The 23,107-nt window shown below is 69.3% G+C and carries 22 protein-coding genes and 1 tRNA gene; 6 read left to right on the top strand and 17 right to left on the bottom strand.

Annotation, left to right across the window (positions count from 1 at the left end; all coding sequences use genetic code 11):
* Nucleotides 1–21 precede the first annotated feature (21 nt).
* A tRNA-Met gene (locus tag GAS53_RS20505) sits at nt 22–95 on the bottom strand.
* A gap of 44 nt (nt 96–139) precedes the next feature.
* Entirely contained in the window at nt 140–3,112 is a 2,973-nt protein-coding gene (locus GAS53_RS20500; protein ID WP_151479141.1) for a UPF0182 family membrane protein, read from the bottom strand.
* Between the two features lie 136 nt (nt 3,113–3,248).
* Here GAS53_RS20500 and GAS53_RS20495 point away from each other — a divergent pair, with 136 nt between their 5' ends.
* Nucleotides 3,249–3,806 carry a PPA1309 family protein gene (locus tag GAS53_RS20495; RefSeq protein WP_263974153.1) on the top strand — a complete coding sequence of 186 codons (558 nt, stop codon included), beginning with the start codon at nt 3,249–3,251 and terminating at the stop codon, nt 3,804–3,806.
* Between the two features lie 16 nt (nt 3,807–3,822).
* Here GAS53_RS20495 and GAS53_RS20490 read toward each other — a convergent pair whose 3' ends face one another.
* From GAS53_RS20490 to GAS53_RS20480, 4 genes are all read right to left on the bottom strand, one after another.
* Nucleotides 3,823–4,917 (bottom strand): YlbL family protein, encoded by a 1,095-nt coding sequence (locus GAS53_RS20490; RefSeq protein WP_151479091.1) that lies wholly within the window; start codon nt 4,915–4,917, stop codon nt 3,823–3,825.
* A gap of 69 nt (nt 4,918–4,986) precedes the next feature.
* Nucleotides 4,987–5,151, bottom strand: a complete 165-nt coding sequence (locus GAS53_RS55250; RefSeq protein ID WP_192583194.1) for a hypothetical protein — start codon at nt 5,149–5,151, stop codon at nt 4,987–4,989.
* Nucleotides 5,152–5,350: 199 nt separating this feature from the next.
* Nucleotides 5,351–5,809 (bottom strand): molybdenum cofactor biosynthesis protein MoaE, encoded by a 459-nt coding sequence (locus GAS53_RS20485; protein ID WP_151479090.1) that lies wholly within the window; start codon nt 5,807–5,809, stop codon nt 5,351–5,353.
* Between the two features lie 282 nt (nt 5,810–6,091).
* The gene (locus GAS53_RS20480) at nt 6,092–7,204 is read right to left on the bottom strand and encodes an SDR family oxidoreductase (RefSeq protein ID WP_151479089.1); all 1,113 of its coding nucleotides are present in this window, start codon (nt 7,202–7,204) and stop codon (nt 6,092–6,094) included.
* Between the two features lie 190 nt (nt 7,205–7,394).
* Here GAS53_RS20480 and GAS53_RS20475 point away from each other — a divergent pair, with 190 nt between their 5' ends.
* Nucleotides 7,395–8,822 (top strand): zinc-dependent metalloprotease, encoded by a 1,428-nt coding sequence (locus tag GAS53_RS20475; RefSeq protein ID WP_151479088.1) that lies wholly within the window; start codon nt 7,395–7,397, stop codon nt 8,820–8,822.
* Nucleotides 8,819–9,340, top strand: coding sequence for an NUDIX hydrolase (locus GAS53_RS20470; RefSeq protein ID WP_151479087.1), 522 nt, complete (start codon nt 8,819–8,821; stop codon nt 9,338–9,340). The genes GAS53_RS20475 and GAS53_RS20470 overlap by 4 nt, the downstream gene beginning before the upstream one ends.
* 136 nt (nt 9,341–9,476) lie before the next feature.
* On the opposite strand, the gene GAS53_RS20465 is transcribed toward GAS53_RS20470, so the two are convergent.
* The 4 genes from GAS53_RS20465 to GAS53_RS20450 form a co-directional block, all read right to left on the bottom strand.
* Nucleotides 9,477–10,232, bottom strand: coding sequence for an AIM24 family protein (locus tag GAS53_RS20465; RefSeq protein WP_151479086.1), 756 nt, complete (start codon nt 10,230–10,232; stop codon nt 9,477–9,479).
* Nucleotides 10,233–10,249: 17 nt separating this feature from the next.
* A complete protein-coding gene (locus GAS53_RS20460) occupies nt 10,250–10,930 on the bottom strand; it encodes an AIM24 family protein (protein WP_151479085.1) in 681 nt (226 codons plus the stop codon).
* Between the two features lie 13 nt (nt 10,931–10,943).
* Nucleotides 10,944–12,656 (bottom strand): TerD family protein, encoded by a 1,713-nt coding sequence (locus tag GAS53_RS20455; protein WP_151479084.1) that lies wholly within the window; start codon nt 12,654–12,656, stop codon nt 10,944–10,946.
* A gap of 142 nt (nt 12,657–12,798) precedes the next feature.
* Entirely contained in the window at nt 12,799–13,395 is a 597-nt protein-coding gene (locus GAS53_RS20450; protein WP_151479083.1) for a M48 metallopeptidase family protein, read from the bottom strand.
* A 209-nt stretch (nt 13,396–13,604) separates the two neighbouring features.
* On the opposite strand from GAS53_RS20450, the gene GAS53_RS20445 reads away from it, so the two are divergent.
* Both GAS53_RS20445 and GAS53_RS20440 read left to right on the top strand, forming a co-directional pair.
* Nucleotides 13,605–14,798 (top strand): TOMM precursor leader peptide-binding protein, encoded by a 1,194-nt coding sequence (locus GAS53_RS20445; protein ID WP_151479082.1) that lies wholly within the window; start codon nt 13,605–13,607, stop codon nt 14,796–14,798.
* Nucleotides 14,791–16,185: an ABC1 kinase family protein gene (locus tag GAS53_RS20440; protein WP_151479081.1), complete on the top strand. Its 1,395-nt coding sequence runs from the start codon at nt 14,791–14,793 to the stop codon at nt 16,183–16,185. Before GAS53_RS20445 ends, GAS53_RS20440 begins: the two co-directional genes overlap by 8 nt.
* An 83-nt stretch (nt 16,186–16,268) precedes the next feature.
* On the opposite strand, the gene GAS53_RS20435 is transcribed toward GAS53_RS20440, so the two are convergent.
* The 5 genes from GAS53_RS20435 to GAS53_RS20415 all read right to left on the bottom strand — a co-directional run bounded on the left by GAS53_RS20435 (nt 16,269) and on the right by GAS53_RS20415 (nt 20,172).
* A complete protein-coding gene (locus GAS53_RS20435; RefSeq protein ID WP_151479080.1) occupies nt 16,269–16,478 on the bottom strand; it encodes a hypothetical protein in 210 nt (69 codons plus the stop codon).
* Between the two features lie 120 nt (nt 16,479–16,598).
* Nucleotides 16,599–16,922: a hypothetical protein gene (locus GAS53_RS20430; RefSeq protein ID WP_151479079.1), complete on the bottom strand. Its 324-nt coding sequence runs from the start codon at nt 16,920–16,922 to the stop codon at nt 16,599–16,601.
* Nucleotides 16,919–17,287, bottom strand: a complete 369-nt coding sequence (locus tag GAS53_RS20425) for a WhiB family transcriptional regulator (RefSeq protein ID WP_151479078.1) — start codon at nt 17,285–17,287, stop codon at nt 16,919–16,921. The genes GAS53_RS20430 and GAS53_RS20425 overlap by 4 nt, the downstream gene beginning before the upstream one ends.
* 174 nt (nt 17,288–17,461) lie before the next feature.
* The gene (locus tag GAS53_RS20420) at nt 17,462–17,776 is read right to left on the bottom strand and encodes a hypothetical protein (RefSeq protein WP_151479077.1); all 315 of its coding nucleotides are present in this window, start codon (nt 17,774–17,776) and stop codon (nt 17,462–17,464) included.
* A gap of 164 nt (nt 17,777–17,940) precedes the next feature.
* Nucleotides 17,941–20,172, bottom strand: a complete 2,232-nt coding sequence (locus GAS53_RS20415; RefSeq protein ID WP_192583193.1) for an ATP-dependent DNA helicase UvrD2 — start codon at nt 20,170–20,172, stop codon at nt 17,941–17,943.
* Between the two features lie 238 nt (nt 20,173–20,410).
* Here GAS53_RS20415 and GAS53_RS20410 point away from each other — a divergent pair, with 238 nt between their 5' ends.
* Nucleotides 20,411–20,653, top strand: a complete 243-nt coding sequence (locus GAS53_RS20410) for a mycoredoxin (RefSeq protein WP_151479076.1) — start codon at nt 20,411–20,413, stop codon at nt 20,651–20,653.
* 12 nt (nt 20,654–20,665) lie between these two features.
* Here the strand turns inward: GAS53_RS20410 and nudC are convergent, their stop codons facing one another.
* Together nudC and GAS53_RS20400 are read right to left on the bottom strand one after the other, a co-directional pair.
* Nucleotides 20,666–21,613 (bottom strand): NAD(+) diphosphatase, encoded by a 948-nt coding sequence (gene nudC / locus GAS53_RS20405; protein ID WP_192583192.1) that lies wholly within the window; start codon nt 21,611–21,613, stop codon nt 20,666–20,668.
* An 86-nt stretch (nt 21,614–21,699) separates the two neighbouring features.
* The gene (locus GAS53_RS20400; RefSeq protein WP_151479074.1) at nt 21,700–23,103 is read right to left on the bottom strand and encodes a dipeptidase; all 1,404 of its coding nucleotides are present in this window, start codon (nt 23,101–23,103) and stop codon (nt 21,700–21,702) included.
* Between the last annotated feature and the right edge of the window lie 4 nt (nt 23,104–23,107).

Raw genomic sequence — 23,107 nt, 5'->3', positions numbered from 1 at the left:
ATCCGGGTCCTTCGACTTCAGTAGCGGGGACAGGATTTGAACCTGCGACCTCTGGGTTATGAGCCCAGCGAGCTACCGAGCTGCTCCACCCCGCGCCGTTGTGTGGCAACCGTACCACGGTGCGGGGTGGGCTCTTGACTCAGCCGCTCGCAGCGCTCTCTCTACTGCTCGGGCTGCTGCTCGGACTGGTGCTCGGGGTGCCGCTTCCCTCGGGTTTCTTGTCACCGGAGCCGCCGGCCCCCGCGCTGTTACCGGCCTTGGCCTGCGCGTCCTCGGCCCGCTGCAGCGCGTCCTCCAGATCCTTCTGCGCCTTTCCGTACGCCTCCCAGTCGCCCTTCTTGAGGGCTTCCTGGCCTTGGTCGAAGGCCTTCTGGGCGTCGTTGAGTGCTTGTTGGACCGTGGGGTCGTCGGACGTCGGTGGTGGTGGTTCGGTCGTCCCGTCCTCGTCCGGTGGCTCCGTGGTCGAACCCTCGGTGTCGAAGATCTTGTTGAGCGCCTCGTCCAAGGTGTTCTCGAAGGCCGTGGCCCCCCCGTAGGTCACCAACACCTTCCGCAGCAGTGGGTACTTGAGTCCACCACCGCGTACATAGACGGGCTCTACATAGAGCAGACCTCCGTTGAGTGGCACCGTCAGCAGGTTGCCGTACTCGACTTCCGAGTCACCACCTCTCAGCAGCCTGATGGTCTCGGCGATGTCCTGTTCGGAGTTGAACTGGCTCTGGACCTGTTTCGGCCCGTTGACTGTTCCGCTGGATGGCAGTTTGAGGATCTGGATCTTTCCGTAGTCCTTCGTGCCCGCCTCGGCGTTGACCGACATGAACGCGCTCAGGTTGTCCCGGCCGTTCGGTGTGAACGTCGTCGTCAGTGAGAACGCCTGGGCCGTCTCGCTGGGCATCTTCATGCTCAGGTAGTACGGCGGCACGGCGTCGCCCGCCCTGTTGGTCGGGTCGTCCGGGACCTGCCACACCTCACTGCCGCTGAGGAACGTCGACGCGTCCTTCACGTGGTACCGCGTCAGCAGCTCGCGCTGGACCTTGAACAGGTCCTGCGGGTAGCGGAGATGGTCCATGAGGGCCTGCGGGATGTCACCCTTCGGCTTCACCGTCCCGGGGAAGGCCTTCTTCCAGGTCTTGAGGACCGGGTCCTTGGTGTCCCACTCGTAGAGCGTGACCTTGCCGGTGTACGCGTCGACGGTCGCCTTCACCGAGTTGCGGATGTAGTTGACCTGGTTCTGCTGGGCCACCACCGCCCGCTGGTTGTTGGCGGCGGTCAGCGAGTCGGCCGTCGTGTCGCCGAGGGTGGTGCGGGAGGCGTATGGATAGCCGTTGGTGGTCGTGTACGCGTCGACGATCCACTCGATCTTCCCGTCGACGACCGCCGGGTAGGCGTCACCGTCGATGGTCAGCCAGGGGGCGACCGCCTCGACGCGCTCCTTGGGGGTGCGGTTGTAGAGGATCCGCGAGCCCTCGCCGATCGCACCCGAGTAGAGGATCTGCGGTTGGCTGAAGGCCACCGCGTACGCGGCGCGGTTGACGGGGTTGGAGAGGTTGACCCCGCTGTCGCCCTTGTAGCTGGTCGTCTTCTCGCCGCTGTCGTCGGAGTAGTCGATCTCCTTCTGCGGGCCGCCGACGATCGAGTACTGGCTGGTCTTCTCGCCGTAGTAGATCCGCTGCTGGTACTCACCGAGGTCGCCCTTGGACGGCAGGTCGGACTCGGTGAAGACCGGCCGTCCCTGGGAGTCGCCCTCGGTGCCCTTGGCGGCGACGACACCGTAGCCATGGGTGTAGCGGAAGTGGTCGTTGATCCAGTTGTTCTTCGGAATGCCCTGGAGGTTCAGCTCGCGCAGTCCGATGACCGTGTCCTGGTCCTCGCCGTCCTTGCTGTAGCGGTCGACGTCCAGGTTCGACGGGAACGCGTAGTAATTCCTGATCTGCTGGAGCTGCTGGAACGTCGGCGAGACGATGTTCGGGTCGAGCAGGCGAATGCTCGCCGCGTCGCCGGCGTCCTTGCGGAGCTTGCTCTGGTCCTCGGTGTTGCTCTTGCCCTCGTAGTCCGTGACCTGGGTGGCATCGATGCCGTACGCCTCGCGGGTCGCCTTGAGGTTCTTGGTGACGTACGGCGCTTCCTTGGCCTGCTCGTTCGGCTGGACCTGGAACTTCTGGACGATCGCCGGGTACAGACCGCCGATGAGGATCGCCGAGAGCACCATCAGGCCGAAGCCGATGACGGGCAGCTGCCACGTACGCCGCCACAGCGTGGCGAAGAACAGCAGGGCGCAGATGACGGCGATGCAGAACAGGATCGTCTTGGCCGGCAGATACGCGTTCGCGTCGACGTACCTGAGGCCCGTCCAGTTGCCCGTCGCCTTGAAGTCACTGGACTTCACCGCGAGTCCGTACCGGTCGAGCCAGTACGCGACCGCCTTCAGCGTGACGAAGATGCCGAGCAGCACCGAGAGATGCCCGGTGGCCGCGGCCGTGGCGCGCGCCCCGGGGCTGGTGATGCGCAGCCCGCCGTACAGGTAGTGGGTCAGCGCGGCGGCGATCACCGAGAGGATCGCGGCGGCGAAGCCGAAGCCCAGCAGGAAGCGGTACCAGGGCAGATCGAAGGCGTAGAAGGAGACGTCGAGGTGGAACTGCGGGTCCTTCTGGTTGAAGGGCACGCCGTTCACCCACATCAGCCACGTACGCCACTGGCCCGCCGCGGAGGCGCCCGCGATCAGCCCGACCAGGGAAGTGATCCCGAGGAGGATCCACTTCTTGTACGGAGCCACGCCCATCCGGTAGCGGTCGAGGCTCTGCTGCTCCATCGACATGGCGCTCAGCGGCGGCCGTAGCCGGTGGGCCAGCCAGATGTTCACGCCGACGGCCGTGGCCATCAGCAGTCCGAAGACGAAGAACAGTCCGATCTTGGTCCACAGGGTGGTCGTGAAGACGGACGAGTACTTGACCGATCGGTACCAGAGCCAGTCTGTCCAGAACCCCGCGAACATGACGAACGCCATGGCCAGCACGGCCAGTACGCCCAGTGTCATGAGCAGGGTCCGGACACGCCGGGACGGTCGGCCCACTCTGATCCGTGGCCCCGACGGGCCTCCGCCGCGGTCCGGCATCTGGAAAGCCAAGGTGCGCACCTCGAAGTTCGCTGTTGGTCTTTGGGGCTCTGCGAGTGCCGGGCCCCAACTATGCAACTTACTGATGCTTTACTCGGTTCCCGCTTCCGGGGCCGAACGAGGCAGGATTGTGACCATGTCCAACACCGCCTCCACAGGCACCCCCATGGCGGCCGGGCCCCTCACCCGTGCCGTCCTCGAGATCGACGAGTACGTTTCGGGGCTCGGCTGGGACCAGCCCGCCCGGCTCTTCGCGCTGGTCGACACCGCTCAGCTGCGTTCCCAGGAACCGGGGCTCGCTGAGCGCCTCGGTCTTACCGAGGACGCCCCCGAGGGCACCCTTACCCCGATTGAGCAGGATGAACTCCCGGCGGGCAGCCCGCTGGACGAGTTCCTCGGCACCATCGCCTGGCCGGACGCGGTGGTCGGCTGCGCCCTGTCCGTGGAGCGGCTGATGCTGCCGCCGTCCGCGGAGGCTTCCGTACCGGACGGCCTCGACGAGAAGCGGCTGGCCGAGTGGGTCGCCGAGCATCCGGAGCGCCAGGAGGTCCGGATGACCGTGGCGGTCCTGCGCGGCGGTAAGCGCGAGTCCGCGCTGCGGCTGCGCGAGAAGGACTCGGCGACCGACGTGCTCACCGGGTCCGACCTCGTACCGGGTCTCGCGGAGGCGCTGTCGGCGACGTTCGCCGAGTAGTCCCCGGACAGCGCACTCAGCTCCTGGTGCACTTCGGCAGGTCGGCCGTGTCGCCGCCGCGGATGTCCTTGAGGGCGCTCATCGCGTCGTCCATGGTGTCGACTTTGACGAGCGTGAGCCCCTCGGGGACGTCACGGGCGGCGGCCGCGCAGTTGTCCTTGGGCGTCAGGAAGTACTGGGCGCCCTTGTCGCGGGCGCCGACCGTCTTCATCTCGATGCCGCCGATCGGGCCGACCTTGCCTTCGGCGTCGATGGTGCCGGTGCCGGCGACGAACTTGCCGCCGGTGAGGCTGCCCGGGGTGAGCTTGTCGACGATGCCGAGGGCGAACATCAGGCCTGCGCTGGGGCCGCCGACATCGGCGAGCTTGATGTCGATGGTGAACGGGAACGTGTGGTCGGTACCGGCCGCGATGCCGACGATCGCGCGGTCCTCGCCCTCGTCGTCGGACTTCACGGTGGTGATCGTGACGTCCTCGGTCCTGGTCGCCGTCCGGTTCTCCTTCTCGGCGGCGGCCTGCTCCTTGGCGGGCACGATCGTGAAGGTGACCTTCTCGCCCGGCTTGTGCTTGGTGACCAGCTTCGCGACGTCGTCGGGCGCCTTCACCGTCGTACCGTCGACGGCCTTGATGACGTCACCGGCGTGCAGCTTGCCCTCGGCGGGGGTGTCCTTGACGACCGTTTGGACGATCACCCACGACTTCACCGGGATGTCCAGTTCCTCGAGGGCCGCGACCTTGGCGCTCTCCTGGGACTGACTGAACTCCTCGGCGTTCTCCTGCGTCGACTCCTCCTCCGTCTTGCCATTGGGGTAGAGCGTGTCGTGCGGGACCACCTTGTTGTCGTGCGCCAGCCAGCCGTAGACGGCCTCGACGAGGTTCATGTTGTAGTCGGCGCTCGTGACCCGGACCGTCGTCATGTTGAGGTTCCCGGTCGCCGGGTACGTCTTGCGGCCCGAGATCTGGAGCACCGGCTCGCCGCCGTGATCGCCGAGCGTGTTCACCGTCGGACCCGGTGACATCTCCGAGTACGGCACTTTGATGAAGACTCCCGCGCAGAGGAGCGCGATCAGCATCAGGGTGGAGGCGAGCATCGTCGCGGTGCGGCGTGGCATGGAACGACAGTACGGGACCACCCTGTCAGCGCACCGTCGGGGCCGTCCGTCCGGGGCCTCCCGGGCCGGTCAGGCGTCCGTGCGCGACTTCTCCATGGCCTCGCGGAAGCGTGTGTAGCCGGCGAGCTCGTGGCCGTCTCCGATGGTCTTACGGTTCCGACCGGCCCAACTTCCCCACAGTCCGGCACCGATCGCGGCGAAAAGCGGAATCAGCAACCAGGCGAGCGCCGCCATGCCGACCTCCCAACCCCATGAGCGACCGCAACTGACTGATCAGCAGATTAACCATCCGCATGTTCAACGCTCACGGCAGGGGTCGGGTTACGCAACCGGAATGGTGCTCGGATGGGCCAGAGGGTCAGAAGTGGCCGAGGAGGCGACTGTGGCAGGGCGATCACCGCCCCTCGGCGATCATCACCTCTCAACGAGAGCGCTAGGCGCCGACCCATTCCTCCGCACCGTCCGAGAACGTCTGGTGCTTCCAGATCGGGACCTCGTGTTTCAGGTCGTCGATCAGCTTCCGGCAGGCCTCGAAGGCCTCACCCCGATGCGGACAGGAAACGGCGACGACCACCGCGAGGTCACCCACCCGCAGGTCACCGATCCGGTGCACGGCAGCCAACGCCCGCACCGGATACTCGGCCACGACCTTCTCAGCGATCCGCCGCATCTCCGCCTCGGCACTGGGATGGCACGAGTACCCGAGCGTGTCGACGTCGGCTCCCCCGTCGTGATTCCGCACAGTCCCCACGAACAGCGCGGTCCCCCCGGAGGCGTCGTCACCGACAGCGCGGAAGACCTCGTCCACGGAGAGGTCGGTCTCCCGAATCGCCAGAAGCTTGATGGGCTCCTGCGCGGCCTGCTCACCGGGATGATCATTCATGGGTGCCATACCCCCATCGTGCCCCACCCCGCCGACACCACGAAATAGCGTTTTCACCCGGCACGCACGCGTGGAGCTTTGGAGCCTTCTACAGGACGCGGCTGAGCCGCGAGCGGCTTTCCAGCCCGGTCCGGCACTTCCAGGCGCGGGCCAGCACCTTTCAGCCCGTCCGGCGTTTGAGGACGAGGCCGCTAGGCCGACAAGCGGGGGTCTGGGGGCGCAGCCCCCAGGGATGGGAAGGGTAGGGGCGGCGGGGGCGAAAACACCACCCACCCCACCCACACCACCGTCTCAGATCCGCCGCCGAGCCTTCCGCGCCCGCCGCACCAACGCGGCCGTACCCAACAAAGCCACCGTCGCCCCCGCGGCCCCCGCAGCGGTCGCATCCTTCCGCCCAAGCCGCCGCCCGACCACGGTATGCCGCCCGGCAACCTCCTCCAGAAGCTCCGCGAGCACCTCCTCGTTGGTCCACTGCGGCCGCCACCCGGCGTCATGCAGCCGGCTCCCGCTCACCACCCAGGGATACATCGTGTACGCGAGATCCCCGGCCGGCGACGGAGTGAGCCCGATCCGGTGAAGCCGAGCCGCGGCCCCCAGAGCGACGGCCGACGGCAGCTCCATCCGCCGGATCCCGCTGAGCTCCTCGACCTCCTCCTGCTCCAGCCACCCGTCACACCCGACGGCCAGCTCCCCCTCGACCTTCTCCAGAACCGCGTACTCCAGCGCCCCGCACAGATCCTCGACATGGCAGAACTGCCAGACGGGCCGGGACCCGGCGACGACCAGCAGCCGAGGCGACTCGAAGTACCGCGTAAGGGCGGTATCGGTACCCCCGACGAGAATGGCGGGCCGTACGACGGTGACGTTGAGCCCGGGATGCGCACGCGGCGCCCGCCGGGCGAGCCGCTCGACCTCCAGAAGGTCCCCCACCCCCGTGGCCTCCGCGGTGGCCCGCAATTCGGCGTCTTCGGAGAGAGGCAGTTCGTTGTCGGGCAACGCTCCGTAGACCATCGCCGAGGTGCACAGCACGACACGGTGGACCCCGGCCGCGGCGGCAGCCGTGAGCACGGTCTGCGTACCCCGCACGTTGTACGCCGTACGCGCCGCCGCGTCCGTCTCCAGGTCGAGATCGAGCGCGAGGTGCACCACGACGTCCGCGCCGCGCAGCTTCTCGGCGATGGCCGGATCCCGCACGTCCAGGATGTGCCACTGCGCGCCGGCGCACTCGCCGCGCCGCTCGTCGATGGCGATGACCTGCTTGATCTCGTCGCTGGCGACGAGACGCTCGGTGAGCATCGCGCCGATTCCGGCCGCGGCACCGGTGACCGCGACGACGGGGCCGCGCACGGCCGGATTGGTTGAAGGGTTTCGCGCTGCGCGAACCTGTGGATCTGGGGAACTCACCGGGCGTCTCCAGCGGTTGTCTTCAGTAAGAACGCGCGTGACGCGTACGTACCAGGTGGCATCCATCCTGCCGCAGCCGCTGAGTAGGCGAAGCACCGAGGCCCGAACCGGTTGTGGTGTCTACGCTGGGTGGTGATGTAGGGCAGCCGCCGTCGGCGCGAACCGGCGGCCTTAACAGCCGAGGAATCCCGTGAGTGACACCCCATTCGGATTCGGCCTTCCGCCGGAGGAGCCGGACGACGGCGACGAGGGCAAGAAGAAGGACCAGGAGAGCGGTGGTGGTCAGGGACCTGCCAACCCGTTCGGTTTCGGGCCCGGAGGACCGGGAGGCCCCGGTGGCGACAACCCGCTCGCCGCGATGTTCGGTTCGCTGAACCCCAACGACCTGGGCGCCGCGTTCCAGCAGCTGGGCCAGATGCTCTCGTACGAGGGCGGCCCGGTGAACTGGGACATGGCCAAGCAGATCGCGCGCCAGACGGTGTCCCAGGGCACCCCTGACGGCACGAAGGACTCGAGCATCGGCCCGGCCGAGCGTTCGGCGGTCGAGGAGGCGGTGCGCCTGGCCGACCTGTGGCTGGACGACGCGACGTCGCTGCCGTCCGGCGCCGGGTCCTCGGTGGCCTGGAGCCGCGCGGAGTGGGTCGAGGCGACCCTGCCGGTGTGGAAGGAGCTCGTCGACCCGGTCGCCGAGCGTGTCGGCGCGGCCATGGGCGACGTGCTGCCCGAGGAGATGCAGGCCATGGCGGGCCCGCTCCTCGGCATGATGCGCTCGATGGGCGGCGCCATGTTCGGTACGCAGATCGGGCAGGCCGTGGGCGTGCTCGCGGGCGAGGTCGTCGGCTCGACCGACATCGGCCTGCCGCTCGGCCCGGCCGGCAAGGCCGCGCTCCTGCCGCTGAACATCGAGTCGTTCGGCAAGGACCTGAGCGTCCCCCAGGAGGAGGTGCGGCTCTACCTCGCCCTGCGTGAGGCTGCCCACCAGCGGCTTTTCGCCCATGTGCCGTGGCTGCGCTCGCATCTGTTCGGCGCGGTCGAGGGATACGCGCGCGGGATCAAGGTCGACACGGCGAAGCTGGAGGACGTGGTCGGCCAGTTCGATCCGCAGAATCCGGAGGAGCTGCAGCAGGCGCTCCAGCAGGGCATGTTCCAGCCGGAGGACACGCCGGAGCAGAAGGCCGCCCTGGCCCGCCTGGAGACGGCGCTCGCGCTCGTCGAGGGCTGGGTGGACGCGGTGGTGCACTCGGCCGCGAAGCCGCGCCTGTCGTCCGCCGACGCACTCCGTGAGACGCTGCGCCGCCGCCGTGCGACGGGCGGGCCTGCCGAGCAGACCTTCGCCACCCTGATCGGCCTTGAGCTGCGCCCGCGCCGCCTGCGGGATGCCTCGCGCCTGTGGGCCTCGCTCACGGACGCGCGCGGCGTCGACGGCCGCGACGGCCTGTGGGCGCACCCGGACATGCTCCCGACCGCCTCCGACCTGGACGACCCGGACGGCTTCGTGCACCGCGAGCAGCTGGACTTCTCCGAGCTCGACAAGATGCTCGGCGAGGCCGCGGGCGGCTCCGCCGAGAAGCCCGACCTGAAGAAGAAGGACGACAGCAAGGACGACGACGCCGAGTGAGCCTGTACGACGACGCGGTCCTCGTACTCAAGAGCTACGAGGACCAGGAAGAGCTGCGCCGCGCCTATCTGGACCACCTGGAGGCACACCCGGACGGGATGTGGAAGTCGTGCACGGCGGGCCACATCACAGCGAGCGCTCTGGTGGTCGACCCCGGGCACGGCCGTGTGCTGCTGACGCTCCACAAGAAGCTGCGGATGTGGCTCCAGATGGGTGGTCATTGCGAGCCTCAGGACGCCGGCCTGGAGGCCGCGGCCCTGCGTGAGGCCACGGAGGAGTCGGGCATCGCGGGGCTGACGCTGCTCCCGGGCGGACCTGTACGGCTCGACCGTCATCCGATCCCGCCACCGTGCCACTGCCACTTCGACGTGCAGTACGCGGCCGTCGCCGGGCCCGGGGCCGTCCAGGAGATCAGCGACGAGTCCCTCGACCTGCGCTGGTTCGCATACGACGAGGTGGCGGACGTGGCCGACGAATCGGTCGTCCGCCTCCTGAAAGCAACACGAGCAAGGCTCTGAGGACCAGTAAGGGGCGGCCGCAATGGCGGCCACCCCTTACATCCGCGCCCAGAACGGCGCCCTTAAGGGGCGCGGGGAACTGCGCGACCAGCCCCGAACGGCCCGCAGATATCAAACGGCCCTTCCCGCGGAGCGCTTAGCTCCAGACGTTGCCCTGGTTCTGCCCCCGGGCCCCCTGCTGGCCCATGCCGTACTGGGCGGCGAGACCCGACCCGATCGCCGCGTTCTGCGGCGGCAGCATCTCGCTGGGCTGGACGAGTGCGTAACCCTGGCCCATGAAGCTGAGCTCCCAGCCCTCACCGGTGTTGCCGCGGCGCCGGAACACTCCGGAGGAGTGCGTCTGGGCCTGCATCTGTACGCGCAGACTCGTGGACCAGGCGACGATCGCGTCGGCGTCGCAGTTGACGTACCGGTCCGGCGTAACCTGCAGCATCAGGGGCATGCCCGAGGTCATCAGGGCGACCTTGCCGCGCCCGGTGATGTTGAGCTGGTACTTGCCGGAACCGGAGATGCCGTACTGGCTGTCCACTGCGATCACGTCATGGTGCAGCGAGGAGTCCATCGCCAGGACGTAACTACTGTCCACGGTGAGGCCGTCCTGGTCCACGTCCACCACGTGAATGTGCTGGGCGAGGTTGGCCAGGTAGACGGTGCCCTGCCCGTGGCAGCGCATGAGGTCGAGGCCCTCTCCGGTGTGCGCGCGGGAACGCTGCTGACCGGAGCTCTGGTACTCGGCGTCGAACTCGACCAGCCCCTGGTAGGCGACCATGGTGCCCTTGCGGGCGAGCATGTCGTCGTGGCCCTCCAGGAGGACGCGCAGCATCTGCTTGTTCTGCAGGCTGTAGCGCTCCTGGGACTGCTGGTCGTTGTAGGCGAAAAGTGGGCTCTGCATGATGTGTGTCCTCCCCCTCAGCCCCGGACCCGGAGGCGGTCGGTGCTGTCCTCGCTGGGCTGGACGACGACGATGCCCTGACCGGAGAAGGCCATCTGGTAGGCCTCGCCGCTGCCCCGCCCGATCAGCGACTGTGCCTTGAAGCTGCGCTTGCCCTTCACCTTGAGGTTCGGGGACCAGGCGACGAGCGCGTCCGGGTCGACGTACGTCTCGTCCTCGCCGCCACCGCAGTCGACGACGATGGGCTTGCCCCGGGAGGTCAGCGCGACCCAGCCCTGTCCGGAGATCTTGGTGTTCCACAGGCCCTGTCCGGCGAACTTCGCGAGCCCCTTGACCCGTTCGACGCCCCAGGTGAGGTGCGCGTCGAAGGCGAGCAGGTTGGTGGCGTTGACGGAGATCGCGTCGCCGTTGAGGTTGATGACGACGACGTTCGCCCCGTAGTCGGAGAGGTAGAGCAGACCGTCTCCGGAGCACTTCATCAGAGGCGCGCCCTCACCGGTCATCCAGTCCTTGGCGATCTGGCGCACCGCCGGCGGATTCGGCTCGTACTGGACGAAGCCTTCGTAGGCGACCATCGACCCCACGCGCGCGAGGAGGTCGTTTCCGGTCTGCATGGCGACCTTGAGCATGTGGTTGCCGTGGTTCTCCATGCGCGCGGCAACGGGTGCCGGGGCGAAGCCCGCGAGCTGCTGGTTCATATGACGGGCTCCCTCAGACCTCGTACGGCTGGACGACGATGAAATTGCCTGGCGCCCCGCGGAATTGGAGGTTCACGCTCTCTCCGGAGTCGCCCGGGTAGGCGTTGCGGCGCATCCTGACCTGGCTGGAGACGATCACCTGGGAGGCGGCGGACCACGCGACGACGGCGTTGCAGTCCGCGAACGTCGTCGGCGTCACGGGCAGGACGACAGGCACGCCGCGCGTCTTCACGACGATCGTGCCGGTCCCCTGGAACTGCATCGTGAACAGCGCCCCTCCAGGGATGCCGTGCCCTTCGACGCGGCGTACCTCGTACTGGAGCGTCTCGTCGAAGGCGAGGACGTTCTCCGCGGAGACGCAGACGGCGTCGCCCTGCAGCTCGATGGGGTGCAGCATCGCGGAGTTGTCCGCGAGGAACACCTGGCCACGACCGGAACAGCGCATCAGCTGCATCTCCTGGCCGGTCGCGTTGCCCACGATCCGCCCGGAGAACCCGGCGCCCTTGTAGCTGAAGTCGACCTTGCCCTGGTAGAGCACCATGCTGCCCTGGCGGGCGAGTACGGCCTGGTCGCCGCCCATGCCGAGGTCGACACGGACCATCTTCTTGTTCTGCTGGGTCCAGCGCTGGCCGGTGGGCGTCTCCTTGTAGGACTGCAGCGCGGCGGCGACACCGGCACCACCCTGGGGAGCGCCCTGCGGTGCCCCGTACGGAGAGGGCGCACCCGGCGCGCCGGGCTGACCGGGCACCTGACCGAACGGCGGCTGCTGACCATAGCCCGGAGGCGGGGTCGGCTGGCCGTAGCCCGGGGGCGGCGCGGGCGCCTGGGGTGCCTGGGGCTGTCCGTAACCGGGCGGCAGGGGTGCGGTCTGGCCGGGAGCCTGACCGTACGGAGGCTGCTGCTGGCCCGGCTGCCCATAGGGCGCGGGAGCAGGAGCCGGAGGTGGTACGGGGGCTCCGCCGGGCGGGGTCATGGGCGCGACGATGGTCGGCGCGGCGTGCACCGGAGGCTCTGGCGCGGGCGGCGGAGTTGGTGCCGGAGGCGGCGCGAACCCCTGGGCGGGCTGCGGCGCGGGAGCCGGTGCGGGTGTCGGAGCCGGGGCTGCGGGAGCCCCGAAGGCGGGCGGCGCGGTGGCCTGGGCCGGTGGCGCGAACGACGGGGCGCCGGCCTGCGGCTGAGGCGCGGCGGCGGGCTCCTCCTCGGCGACCTCGCCGCCGAAGTTCTTCAGCAGCGCGTCGAGCCCGCCGTCGAAGCCCTGCCCGACCGCGGCGAACCGCCATACGTCCTTCAGGTAGAAGTCGCCCAGCATCACGGCGCGTTCGGTGGAGAACTCGGCGCCGTTGAAGGAGTACCGGGCCACCTCCTCGCCGCCCGCGACGATACGGAGGTACCCGGGCGCGACCTGCGACATCTGTCCGGCGCCGTCGATCGTCGCCGTGAACGACAGCTTCTGGATCTGTGGCGGGATCTTGTCGAGCGTGACGCGGAAGGACTCCGTGTCGCCCGCCTGCGCGCCGAGCAGTTGGATGGACTCCTCGGGAGTCTTCGGCTGGTTGAAGAAGACGAAGTACCGGTCGTCCGAAAGTTGTTCGTTGCCGTCCAGACCGAAACAGCTGATGTCGAAGGTCAGTCCGGGGCCGGTGATCTGCACACCTACGTACAGATCGGTGCCCGCGGTGAGGTCACTGATCCTGGCCTTGTGGCCGCGTTGGAATTCCCTGGCCATGCGTAACGACCGTCCCCCATCCCGATACGAGTGCGTCGCGTCAGGCTAACGGCAAAATCCGGCCGCGGACGAAGCCGGTACAGACCCGGTACAGAATCCCTGCGTCGAGCCGTCCGGGCAGGGTTTCGGCATCGGGCCGACGTCACTCGCCGCGCGCCTCGGACAGGTGGGGCAGCCGGTCGGCGGCGACCACTCCTTCGAGGTAGCCGCGGGCCCGCTCGGTCCGCGGATAGGCCTCCAGGAGCCGCCAGAAGTCGGGTCCGTGACCGGGCACGAGGAGGTGCGCGAGCTCGTGGACGAGGACGTAGTCGACGACGTATTCGGGCATGCCCTGCAGCCGGTGCGAAAGGCGGATACTGCCCTCGGCCGGGGTGCACGAGCCCCAGCGTGTGTTCTGATTGGTGACCCAGCGGACCGAGGTGGGCCTGGCCCGGCCGTCGAAGTACAGCTCGGAGAGCCTGGCGGCACGCTCGGACAGCTCCGCGTCGCCGAGCACCCGCTTGTTCTCCTGGGCGGCCAGCTTGTCGAGCATGACGGTGACCCAGCGCTGCTCCTCCGCCTCGGACATCCGGGCGGGAATGAGCACGACGGTGCGATCGCCTTCACGGTACGCGGAGACCGTTCTGCGCCGTCGCGCGCTCCTGCGGACCTCGATCGCGCTCGCCCCCGAGCCGCTTGGCGGCTGGCTCGTCGTGCTGCGCTGTGGGTTTCCGGCGCGGTGCAGTGGGTCGGCGGGCACGCCCCGACGTTACCGGTTGCACATGGGGGAAGTCCCGCCTCCGGGACGCATCGATGCCGAACCGCGCTCCACGCGCTCGATTTATACGACGAATATCCACTGCCTGTGGACAACTTTCGGCACGCCTCGGGCAATGCGGGCATGCTGACATTCGACCGGCGGAACAGGACGACCACCGCTGGCACAACGGGGACGTACGGGGGTAGGTCATGCATCCGATGGTGAAACCCGCGCTGCGGCGCGGCTGGCGGGATCTGAACACCGTGCAGTTCGGGATGGCACCCGCACACGCGATGGTGCTCGGCCCGGTGGACACGGCGACGGGCAGTCTCCTGACCTTGCTCGACGGGACACGCGGACTGTCCCTCTTGCGCGACGAGGGCCGCCGCATGGGTCTGCCCGACGGCCATGTCGACGGTCTCGTGGAGCGGCTGGCCCGGGCCGGGCTGCTGGACGACGCGACGGGCGGCGGCCCGGCCGCCGATGCCCTGCGCGGGAAACCGGCGGTCATGGACCGGCTGCGGCCCGACCATGCCTCGCTCTCTCTGGTGGCTCCCGAACCGGGCGAAGCCCTGCGCCGCTTGGCTGCCCGCCGCTCACTGCGCGTACAGGTGCAGGGCGCGGGCCGGGTGGGAGTGGTCCTGGCCGCGGCGCTCGCGGCCGCGGGAGTGGGGCACGTCGACGTGCACGACGGCGGCTGTGTCGAGCCGTGGGACGTGGCGCCGGGCGGACTGCCCGTGGAGGCCATCGGCGAGCGCAGAGACGAGGCCGCACGCCGTGCGGTGCGCCGGGCGGCGCCGGATCGTCCGCCCCGGCGCGGCGGCGTGCGGTCGGCTCCCGAAGAAGGTGACCCGGGCCTCTCGCTGGTGATCATCGCGCCCCGGGACAGCCTCGCGGTCCACGCACCCGACCCGGCGGCCGCCGAACCGCTGATCACCTCCGGAACACCCCATTTGTATGCCGGGGTCGTGGAAGGCACGGGAGTCGTCGGCCCGCTGGTCCTGCCCGGCGACACGGCCTGCGTAGGCTGTCTCGACCTGGGGCGCACCGACCGGGACCCGACCTGGCCGCGGCTGCTCGCGCAGTGGCGCTCCGGGCAGTCACGCCAGGTGCCCGCGTGCGATCTGACGCTGTCGGCCACGGTCGCCGGGCTGGCCGCGGGGCATGCGCTGGCCTTTCTCGACGGGGAACTGCCGTCGAGCGCGGGGGCTCGCTGGGAGGTCTCGGTGCCCGGTTTCGACTGGCACGCGCGGCCGGTGTGGCAACATCCCGCATGCCCCTGTGGGACCGGGGAGAAAGGTAAAGGGGAGCAGACCTCGGACAACGAAAGGCCGCACGAGACAATGTCCGGGCAACAGCCGCACGCGGCACGGCTGTCCGGTACTTGGAGGGCGCATGTCTGATCTTCCCCGGAAGGCGGTCACCCGAACCGCCAAGCTCGCCGCACTACCGCTCGGCTTCGCCGGGCGGGCGACCTGGGGACTCGGCAAACGAATCGGCGGCAAGTCCGCCGAACTCGTGGGTCGCGAGCTGCAACAGCGCACGGCGGAGCAACTGTTCAAGGTGCTCGGCGAGCTCAAGGGCGGCGCGATGAAGTTCGGGCAGGCCATGTCCGTCTTCGAGTCGGCGCTGCCGGAGGAGGTCGCGGGCCCCTACCGCGCGGCGCTGACGAAGCTCCAGGAAGCGGCCCCGCCGATGCCGACACGCACGGTGCACTCCGTGCTGGAGGAGCGGCTCGGCCAGGACTGGCCCGACCTGTTCCTGGAGTTCGAGGACAAGCCCTCCGCGGCCGCCTCGATCGGACAGGTCCACCGAGCCGTGTGGCACGACGGCCGGGAGGTCGCCGTCAAGGTGCAGTACCCCGGGGCGGGCGAGGCCCTGCTGTCCGACCTGAACCAACTCAGCCGTTTTGCCCGCCTGCTGGGCCCGATGATTCCGGGCATGGACATCAAGCCGCTCATCGCCGAGCTGCGCGACCGGGTGTCCGAGGAACTCGACTACGCCCTGGAGGCACAGGCACAGCAGGCGCACGCGGAGGAGTTCGCGGACGACCCGGACGTGCTGGTGCCGGCCGTGGTCCACCAGTGCGAGCAGGTGCTGGTGACGGAGTGGATCGACGGGATACCTCTGTCCGAGGTGATCAACGACGGCACGCAGGAGCAGCGGGACCGAGCAGGCCAGCTCCTGGCCCGCTTCCTGTTCTCCGGCCCGTCCCGCACCGGCCTGCTGCACGCCGACCCGCACCCGGGCAACTTCCGCCTCCTGCCCGACGACCCCGAGGACCCGGACGGCAAGGGCGGCAAGGGCGGCTGGCGTCTTGGCGTCATGGACTTCGGCACGGTCGACCGCCTCCCGGGCGGCCTGCCGTCGACGATCGGCGACTCGCTCCGCATGACCCTCGACGGCGACGCCGAGGCCGTCTACGAACTGCTCCGCGAGGAGGGTTTCGTCAAGGAATCCATAGAGCTCGACCCGGACGCCGTCCTGGACTACCTGCTCCCCATCATCGAGCCGGCCCAGGTCGACGAGTTCACCTTCACGCGGGGCTGGATGCGCAGCCAGGCGGCCCGAGTGGCCGACCCCCGCTCCCCCGCACACCAACTCGGCAAGCAGCTCAACCTGCCCCCCGCGTATCTGCTGATACACCGGGTGACATTGAGCACGATCGGCGTCCTGTGCCAGCTGGGCGCGACGGTACGGCTACGAGAGGAACTCGAGGACTGGCTTCCCGGCTTCCTGCCGGACGAGGAGTCGATGCTGGAGGAGGGGGAATCGGCGGCCGAGGCGTGAGATCGGGCTGCCGTTCGTGGGGTGGAGGGGATGGGGCGAGGGGGGTGGGGCGGGGGGGGAAGGCCCCAGGGGGACTCGGAAGCTCACCACCAAGCCGAGTCCAACCGCCCCTCGATCGCCCTGAGATTGGCCCGGGCGCAGTCTTCGCAGTAGTAGTGGCGGACGCCGTCCTCCACGGAGAAGGTCCAGGTGAGTTGAGGGCCCTCTGCCGTGCTGCCGCAGCGGGCGCACACGATGGTCTGGGGCTCTGCGGTGGAGCCGCCGTTGTCACTGTCCCCGGGAAGACTCGTCACGCGGCGACGATAACTCCGGGACCGGCGGTTCGAGAGGCACAACGCACCGCGGGGGCCGGTCCGTTCGGACCGGCCCCCGCGATCAGCGGTTTCCTTCTGTTGCCGTTGCGTTAACGGTCCTTACTGCATGACCGCCATGGCCAGAGCGCGGCGGGCGCGGCGCGACGCGCGCTCGGCGCGGCGCTGCATGCGGCGGGCCACTACCAGGCGCATCGCCCGGCGTTCCTGCTCGGCCTGGAGCATCCGGTCGTGCATATGCGCACGAGCCAGGGCTTCTGGGATGAGTTGCATCTCTCGGGTCCTGTTCTGGCGCGTGTCGTTCGCGCCGGTGGTGGTGAAGTCTGGAATCGCGGAGCCTGCGGGCTCAGTCATGGACGGCTTCATCGGGGCCTGTTTCCTGGGGTCGTGCGTCAGGGGGCGATCGATCGTTCCTGGGGTTTTCATGCCGCAACCGGGTTCTTGCGCGGGCGGCCACGCGGCCGCTTCCGGGCGACAACGACACCCTGGACGAAGAGCTCGCCGCCCCAGACGCCCCAGGGCTCACGCCGCTCCTTGGCGCCGGCGAGGCAGGCCTCGATCAGCGGGCAGGTGCGGCAGAGGGACTTGGCGTACTCGACATCGGCCGGCGACTCGGCGAAGAAGAACTCCGGGTCGTAGGAGCGGCAGGGGACGGGTACGCCGAGGTTCTCGATGGCGTCGTCGAGCGCGGTGAGCGCAGTGAGCGGGGTCAAGGTGGAGTCCTCCGTGAGGCCGGGCGGGGGGATCGTTTCGGAAGGCGGTACGGACGGGGCGTGCGCTTCGAGTTGCACGGTTCGTCTTCCTCGTCTGGTCGTGCCGGCCGGTTGGCCGGTTGGCGGCTGGTACCGGGTTCTTTTCTTGTCCCGAGGCCCCTTCGCTCTGTCGTCCCCGGTCGGGGACAAACAGAAGGGCCGCGGATCCCGGGTGGGGTTCCGCGGCCCTGAAGGCGCCGGCCTGATCGTCGATCAGGCTGGATCACTCCAGGGTTCAGGCCCACGGAAGGCCCACATCGTGTGGTGCGTCTGCTTGGCGGCTCCGGCACCGGCGGCCGCAAAGGCATAGGCCTGCGCCTTTGCCCCTACTGCTTCCAGTGCCTTCATCGGTCGCTCATTGCGCTCACGGACGGGAAGGACCGCGAGAGACACGGGGGACGCCGGCCGGACAGCAGGAATGCCGGACAGACCGGTGCCCAGGTTCGAGAAGCCGAGCAGGCACGTGGAGACGACCGAGCGATCGGTCATTTTGACGGTGCTGACGGAGCTGCTGTTGATGCTGATCACTGGAATCGCCTCCTCTCGGCGTCTCTGGGGACCGGGGTGAACCGGTCCGACGGTTATTAAGTACAGCACGGAACCAGGGCCTTGGAGAAGGCCGCCGTTTCCGTGCTTTAGAACCTATGGGGATTGCTGGGGCATGCGCAAACTATTTTTTCGACGAGTTTGAATCAGTCCTCATCTTCGCCGCCCTCAAGCTCTTGACCTGCACAGATAGCGAGAACGTCGGCTCCGAAGCGTTGGAGCTTGCGGGCGCGGACGCCGGGGATCCGGGCCAGCTCAGCCGGAGTGGACGGTACCGCTTCGGCGATGGCCATCAGCGTCTTGTCGGTGAAGACGCAGAAGTCCGGCTGCCCGCTGCGTTCCGCCTGGACCGCTCGCCAGTCGCGCAGCCGCTCGTAGAGGCCTTCGTCCATGTCGGACGGGCAGTCTTCGCAGCGCATCAGTTTCATCTCGCCGGCGTCGGTGAGGGTGCGGCCGCAGACCCGGCAGCGGGCGGGGGTGCGGTTCGCCCGTCGTATGACGCCGGGGGCGCTCCCCGGGGTGCCGCGCTCGATGCCGCCCGAGCCGCCGAGGCCTGCCACGCCGCCGCGGGTCGCGGTGGCGACGGAGCCGGGACGCAGTCCGTCGAGGAAGCGGCTGGGGCGCCGGTTGGGGCGGCCGCCGGGTGAACGGGACAGTGACCAGGAGACAGAGAGGTGCTCTCTGGCCCGGGTGACGCCGACGTAGAGGAGGCGGCGTTCCTCCTCGATCTGTTCTTCGGTCTTCGCGTAGGTGATCGGCATCATGCCTTCGGCGACGCCGACCAGGAAGACGACGTCCCATTCCAGGCCCTTGGCGGAGTGGAGTGAGGCGAGGGTGACGCCCTGGACGGTCGGTGCGTGCTGGGCGCCGGCGCGTTCGTCGAGCTCCGCCACGAGGTCGCCGAGCGTGGCGTCGGTTTTGGCGGCGGCGAAGTCCTGGGCCAGGTGCGCGAGCGCGGCGAGGGACTCCCAGCGCTCTCTGACCGCGCCCGAGCCCGCCGGGGGCTCGTTGGTCCAGCCGTCTCCCGACAGCACGGCTCGCACCTGCGAAGGCAGGTCGGGGGCGTCGTCGAGGAGCGAGTCGTTGCCCCCGAAGCGGGCTGCCCCGCGCAGTGCGTGGATGGCTCGTTTCACTTCGGGCCGGTCGAAGAAGCGCTCGGCTCCGCGCAGTTGGTAGGGCACTCCGGTGTCGGCGAGGGCCTGTTCGTAGATCTCGGACTGCGAGTTCGTACGGAAGAGGATCGCGATCTCGCTTGCGGGGATGCCGGAGGCGATGAGGTCGCGGATGCGGCGGGCGGCGCCTTCGGCCTCGGCGGGCTCGTCGGTGTACTCGGTGTAGACGGGCTCGGGGCCTGCGGTGCGCTGGGAGATCAGCTCCAGGCGGTGGTCGGCGGCGCGGCCGCGGGCCTGGGCGAGCAGGCCGTTGGCGAGGTGGACGACCTGGGGGGTGGAGCGGTAGTCGCGGACGAGTTTGACGACCGTCGCGCCGGGGTGGCGGGCGCGGAAGTCGAGGAGGTGGTCGGGGGTCGCGCCGGTGAACGAGTAGATGGTCTGGCTCGCGTCGCCGACGACGCAGAGGCTGTCGCGCTCGCCGAGCCACAGTTCGAGGAGGCGCTGCTGGAGGGGGCTGACGTCCTGGTACTCGTCGACCACGAAGTGCTGGTACTGGGCGCGGACTTCTTCGGCGATGTTGTGCTGGTCCTGGAGGATGGCGACGGTCAGCAGCAGGACGTCCTCGAAGTCGATGACGCTGCGGTCGCGCTTGAGGTCCTCGTACGCGGCGTAGAGCTGGGCGATCTCGGCGCGGTCGCGGGGGGCTTCGCGGCCGGACTTGGCCGCGGCTACGGCGTAGTCGGCGGGGACGGTCTGGGTGACCTTGGACCACTCGATCTCGGCGGTGACGTCCCGCAGCTCGCCTCGGTCGAGGCGGATGCGGCAGGCGGCCGCGGCGTCGGCGACGAGCTGGATCTTCCGGTCGACGATCCGGGGGAGGCTGCCACCGACTGCTTTCGGCCAGAAGTACTGGAGCTGGCGCAGGGCCGCGGAGTGGAAGGTGCGGGCCTGGACTCCGGTGGCGCCGAGCTGGCGGAGGCGGCCGCGCATCTCGCCCGCGGCGCGGTTGGTGAAGGTGACGGCCAGCACGCTGGAGGGCTGGAGGATCCCGGCGCGCACTCCGTAGGCGATGCGGTGGGTGATGGCGCGGGTCTTGCCCGTGCCGGCTCCCGCCAGCACGCACACCGGGCCGTGCAGGGCGGTGGCGACCTCGCGCTGCTCGGGGTCGAGCCCTTCCAGTACCGCGTCGGCCCCACTCGGCGGAACCGAGTATTGAGAACTGTGGGGGCCCTGCGGGAAGAGGGTGGAATGCGTTGCTGCTGTCACCCCGCCATGCTGCCAGGTCGACGGAGACGGGTGCGCCGGTTGTCCACAGGGAGGTGCTTGCAGTCGTACTAATGCGGCAGGCGCTCGGTGCACAGTGCCAGGCTCCCGGGCCGGCTCAGCCTCGGTCGCCTCTCCTTCGCGACGGCTCGCCCCTCCCGCGTACGGGAATGGCGGCCCGGTCGCGTACGTTCCATCCACTGCGAACACGCACCCCCAGCAGCGAAGGAGCATGAGAGACATGCCGGGCACTGTGACGATGTACAGCACCACGTGGTGTGGCTACTGCCGTCGGCTGAAGAGCCAGATGGACCGCGAGGGCATCACGTACGACGAGATCAACATCGAGCAGGACCCGGCGTCCGCGGCTTTCGTGGAGAAGGCGAACGGCGGAAACCAGACGGTTCCCACCGTCCTCTTCCCGGACGGTTCGACGCTCACGAACCCTTCGCTGGCGCAGGTGAAGCAGAAAATCGGCGCGTAGCCGGTACGTGCCTCAGGCGGCGGTCCCTCGCGTCGGCAGGGGTTTGCCGTACCAGAGCTCGATCAGGCGGGCCGCAATCGAGATGCCGTACGGAGGCAGGACCTCCCCGGACTCGAAGGCGGCCCGCAGGTCTTCACGGGAGAACCAGCGGGCTTCGTGGATCTCCTCGCCGTCGACGCTGATCTCCGCCGAGGTGGCGCGCGCCATGAAGCCCAGCATGAGACTGGAGGGGAAGGGCCAGGGCTGGCTGGCGATGTATTCGACCGCGCCGACGGTGACGCCGGCCTCTTCGAAGACCTCGCGGCGGACCGACTGCTCGATGGACTCGCCGGGCTCGACGAAGCCCGCGAGGGTGGAGAAGCGCCCTTCGGGCCAGTGCACCTGGCGGCCGAGCAGGATGCGGTCGTCCTCGTCCGTCACGGCCATGATCACGGCGGGGTCGGTGCGCGGGTAGTGCTCGGCGCCGCAGGCGGGGCAGCGACGGATGTGGCCGGCCGCGGCGATCACGGTGCGTTCGCCGCAGCGGGAGCAGAAGCGGTGCAGGCGCTGCCAGTTCTCCAGGGCGACCGCGTGCACCATGAGGCCCGCGTCGCGGGGTGACAGGAGCAGGCCGGCTTCGCGCAGGCCCGCCGCCCGCGCGGACTGGTCCATGCGGCCGGGAAGGGCGTCCTTCTGGAGTGCGAAGTAGCTGACGCCGTCGTCGTCGGTGCCCAGGAAGTAGCGGTGCGCTTCGGTGAGGGGCGCTTCGAAGGACGGGGTCATGACGAGTTCGGTGGTGCCGTCCGTCGTCTCGTCGATGAGGACCTGGCCGCCGGAGACCACGAAGGCACGGGTGGTGGGGTGGCTCCACGCCGCGGCGAGCCAGGCCTCGTCGAGCCGGTGGTGGGCGGCCCGGTCGATGCCGCTGGGGGCGGTGAGCGAGATGGGACGGTCGGCGGTGTGGTCGGTCCAGGTGGTCACGGGTGCTTCCAACTCCCCCGGTGGAACGGTTATTTCAGCGGGCGATTCAGCCGGATGTGCGGCTGGATGTGTGCGGCGGGGCTTGTTCAGTGTGCATCGCGCCAGTTCTGGGCCAGATCGCCCCACAGGTAGGCGGTGGTTTCGACGCCCTTGAGGAGCAGGTCGAGTTCGACTTTCTCGTTGGGGGCGTGCCAGCCATCGGACGGGACCGAGATGCCGAGGAAGAGCACCGGTGCGGTGAGGACGTCCTGGAGGTCCGCGGCGGGCCCTGATCCTCCCTCGCGTGTGAAGCGGATCTCCTGCCCGAAGGCGCGGCCCATGGCGCGGACGACGGACTGCAGGGCCGGGTGGTCGAGGGGCGTGAGGCACGGGCGGGTGGCGGCGCCGAAGGTGATCTCGTGGCCGATTCCGGCGGGCAGCCGCTCGGCGGCCCAGGCGCGGACGGCCTTCTCGATGTGGTCGGGGTCCTGGCCGGCGACGAGCCGGAAGGAGAGCTTCACCATGGCCGAGGACGGGATGATCGTTTTGCTGCCCGGGCCCTGGTAGCCGCCGCCGATGCCGTTGACCTCGGCCGTGGGGCGGGCCCAGAGGCGCTCCAGGGTGGTGTGTCCAGCCTCCCCGTGGAGGGCCGACGACTTGGCCGTACGCAGCCACTGCTCCTCGTCGAAGGGCAGCTCGGCGAAGAGTTCGCGCTCGCGGTCGGTGAGTTCGGTCACGCCTTCGTAGAAGCCGGGTATCGCCACGCGTGCGTGCTCGTCGTGCAGGGCGGCGACGAGACGGGCGGCCGCGGTGGCGGGATTGGGTACGGCGCCGCCGAAGGATCCGGAGTGGATGTCCTGGTCCGGCCCGTACAGCTCGATCTCGCACTCGGCGAGGCCGCGCATACCCGTGCACACCGTGGGGGTGTCCTCGGACCACATGCCGGTGTCGGAGACGATCACCGTGTCGGCGGTCAGGCGGTCCTTCCGCGATTCGACGAGAGCGCGGAAGTGCGGGGATCCCGACTCCTCCTCGCCCTCGATGAGCAGCTTCAGGTGGACGGCGGGCGTGGTGCGGCCGGTGGCGGCGAGGTGGGCCCGGACACCGAGTGTGTGGAAGAACACCTGGCCCTTGTCGTCGGCGGCCCCGCGCGCGTGGAGGCGGTTTCCGCGGATGACGGGCTCGAAGGGGTCGGTGTCCCAGCCGTCCTCGCGGGCGGCGGGCTGTACGTCGTGGTGTCCGTAGACGAGGACTGTGGGTGCCTGGGGGTCGTCGGAGGGCCATTCCGCGAAGACGGCGGGTGCGCCGGGGGTCGCCCAGACCTCGCAGGTCGGAAAGCCGGTCTCCTGGAGTTTGGCGGCGAGCCAGTCGGCGCTGCGCCGAACGTCCGCGGCGTGTTCGGGCTGGGCCGACACGGACGGGATGCGCAGCCACTCGGCGAGGTCGTCGAGGAAGGCTGTGCGGTGCTGCTCGATGTACGTGCGGACGGCGCTGTCCGGAGTCCTGCTCATGGTC

The sequence above is a fragment of the Streptomyces albicerus genome, assembly GCF_008905045.1.
In the GTDB taxonomy this organism is placed as follows: Bacteria; Actinomycetota; Actinomycetes; order Streptomycetales; family Streptomycetaceae; genus Streptomyces; species Streptomyces albicerus.
This window is presented reverse-complemented; position numbering and strand designations above follow the sequence as displayed.

What these genes read in the sequence shown, in the direction of transcription:
- GAS53_RS20460 (WP_151479085.1), bottom strand. Translation starts at nt 10,930, where the DNA reads ATGAACCAGCAGCTCGCGGGCTTCGCCCCGGCACCCGTTGCCGCGCGC.
- GAS53_RS20465 (WP_151479086.1), bottom strand. Translation starts at nt 10,232, where the DNA reads ATGCAGAGCCCACTTTTCGCCTACAACGACCAGCAGTCCCAGGAGCGC.
- GAS53_RS20440 (WP_151479081.1), top strand. Translation starts at nt 14,791, where the DNA reads ATGTCTGATCTTCCCCGGAAGGCGGTCACCCGAACCGCCAAGCTCGCC.
- GAS53_RS20485 (WP_151479090.1), bottom strand. Translation starts at nt 5,809, where the DNA reads ATGGCACCCATGAATGATCATCCCGGTGAGCAGGCCGCGCAGGAGCCC.
- GAS53_RS20400 (WP_151479074.1), bottom strand. Translation starts at nt 23,103, where the DNA reads ATGAGCAGGACTCCGGACAGCGCCGTCCGCACGTACATCGAGCAGCAC.
- GAS53_RS20455 (WP_151479084.1), bottom strand. Translation starts at nt 12,656, where the DNA reads ATGGCCAGGGAATTCCAACGCGGCCACAAGGCCAGGATCAGTGACCTC.
- GAS53_RS55250 (WP_192583194.1), bottom strand. Translation starts at nt 5,151, where the DNA reads ATGGCGGCGCTCGCCTGGTTGCTGATTCCGCTTTTCGCCGCGATCGGT.
- GAS53_RS20410 (WP_151479076.1), top strand. Translation starts at nt 20,411, where the DNA reads ATGCCGGGCACTGTGACGATGTACAGCACCACGTGGTGTGGCTACTGC.
- GAS53_RS20490 (WP_151479091.1), bottom strand. Translation starts at nt 4,917, where the DNA reads ATGCCACGCCGCACCGCGACGATGCTCGCCTCCACCCTGATGCTGATC.
- GAS53_RS20430 (WP_151479079.1), bottom strand. Translation starts at nt 16,922, where the DNA reads ATGAAAACCCCAGGAACGATCGATCGCCCCCTGACGCACGACCCCAGG.
- GAS53_RS20445 (WP_151479082.1), top strand. Translation starts at nt 13,605, where the DNA reads ATGCATCCGATGGTGAAACCCGCGCTGCGGCGCGGCTGGCGGGATCTG.
- GAS53_RS20495 (WP_263974153.1), top strand. Translation starts at nt 3,249, where the DNA reads ATGTCCAACACCGCCTCCACAGGCACCCCCATGGCGGCCGGGCCCCTC.
- GAS53_RS20500 (WP_151479141.1), bottom strand. Translation starts at nt 3,112, where the DNA reads ATGCCGGACCGCGGCGGAGGCCCGTCGGGGCCACGGATCAGAGTGGGC.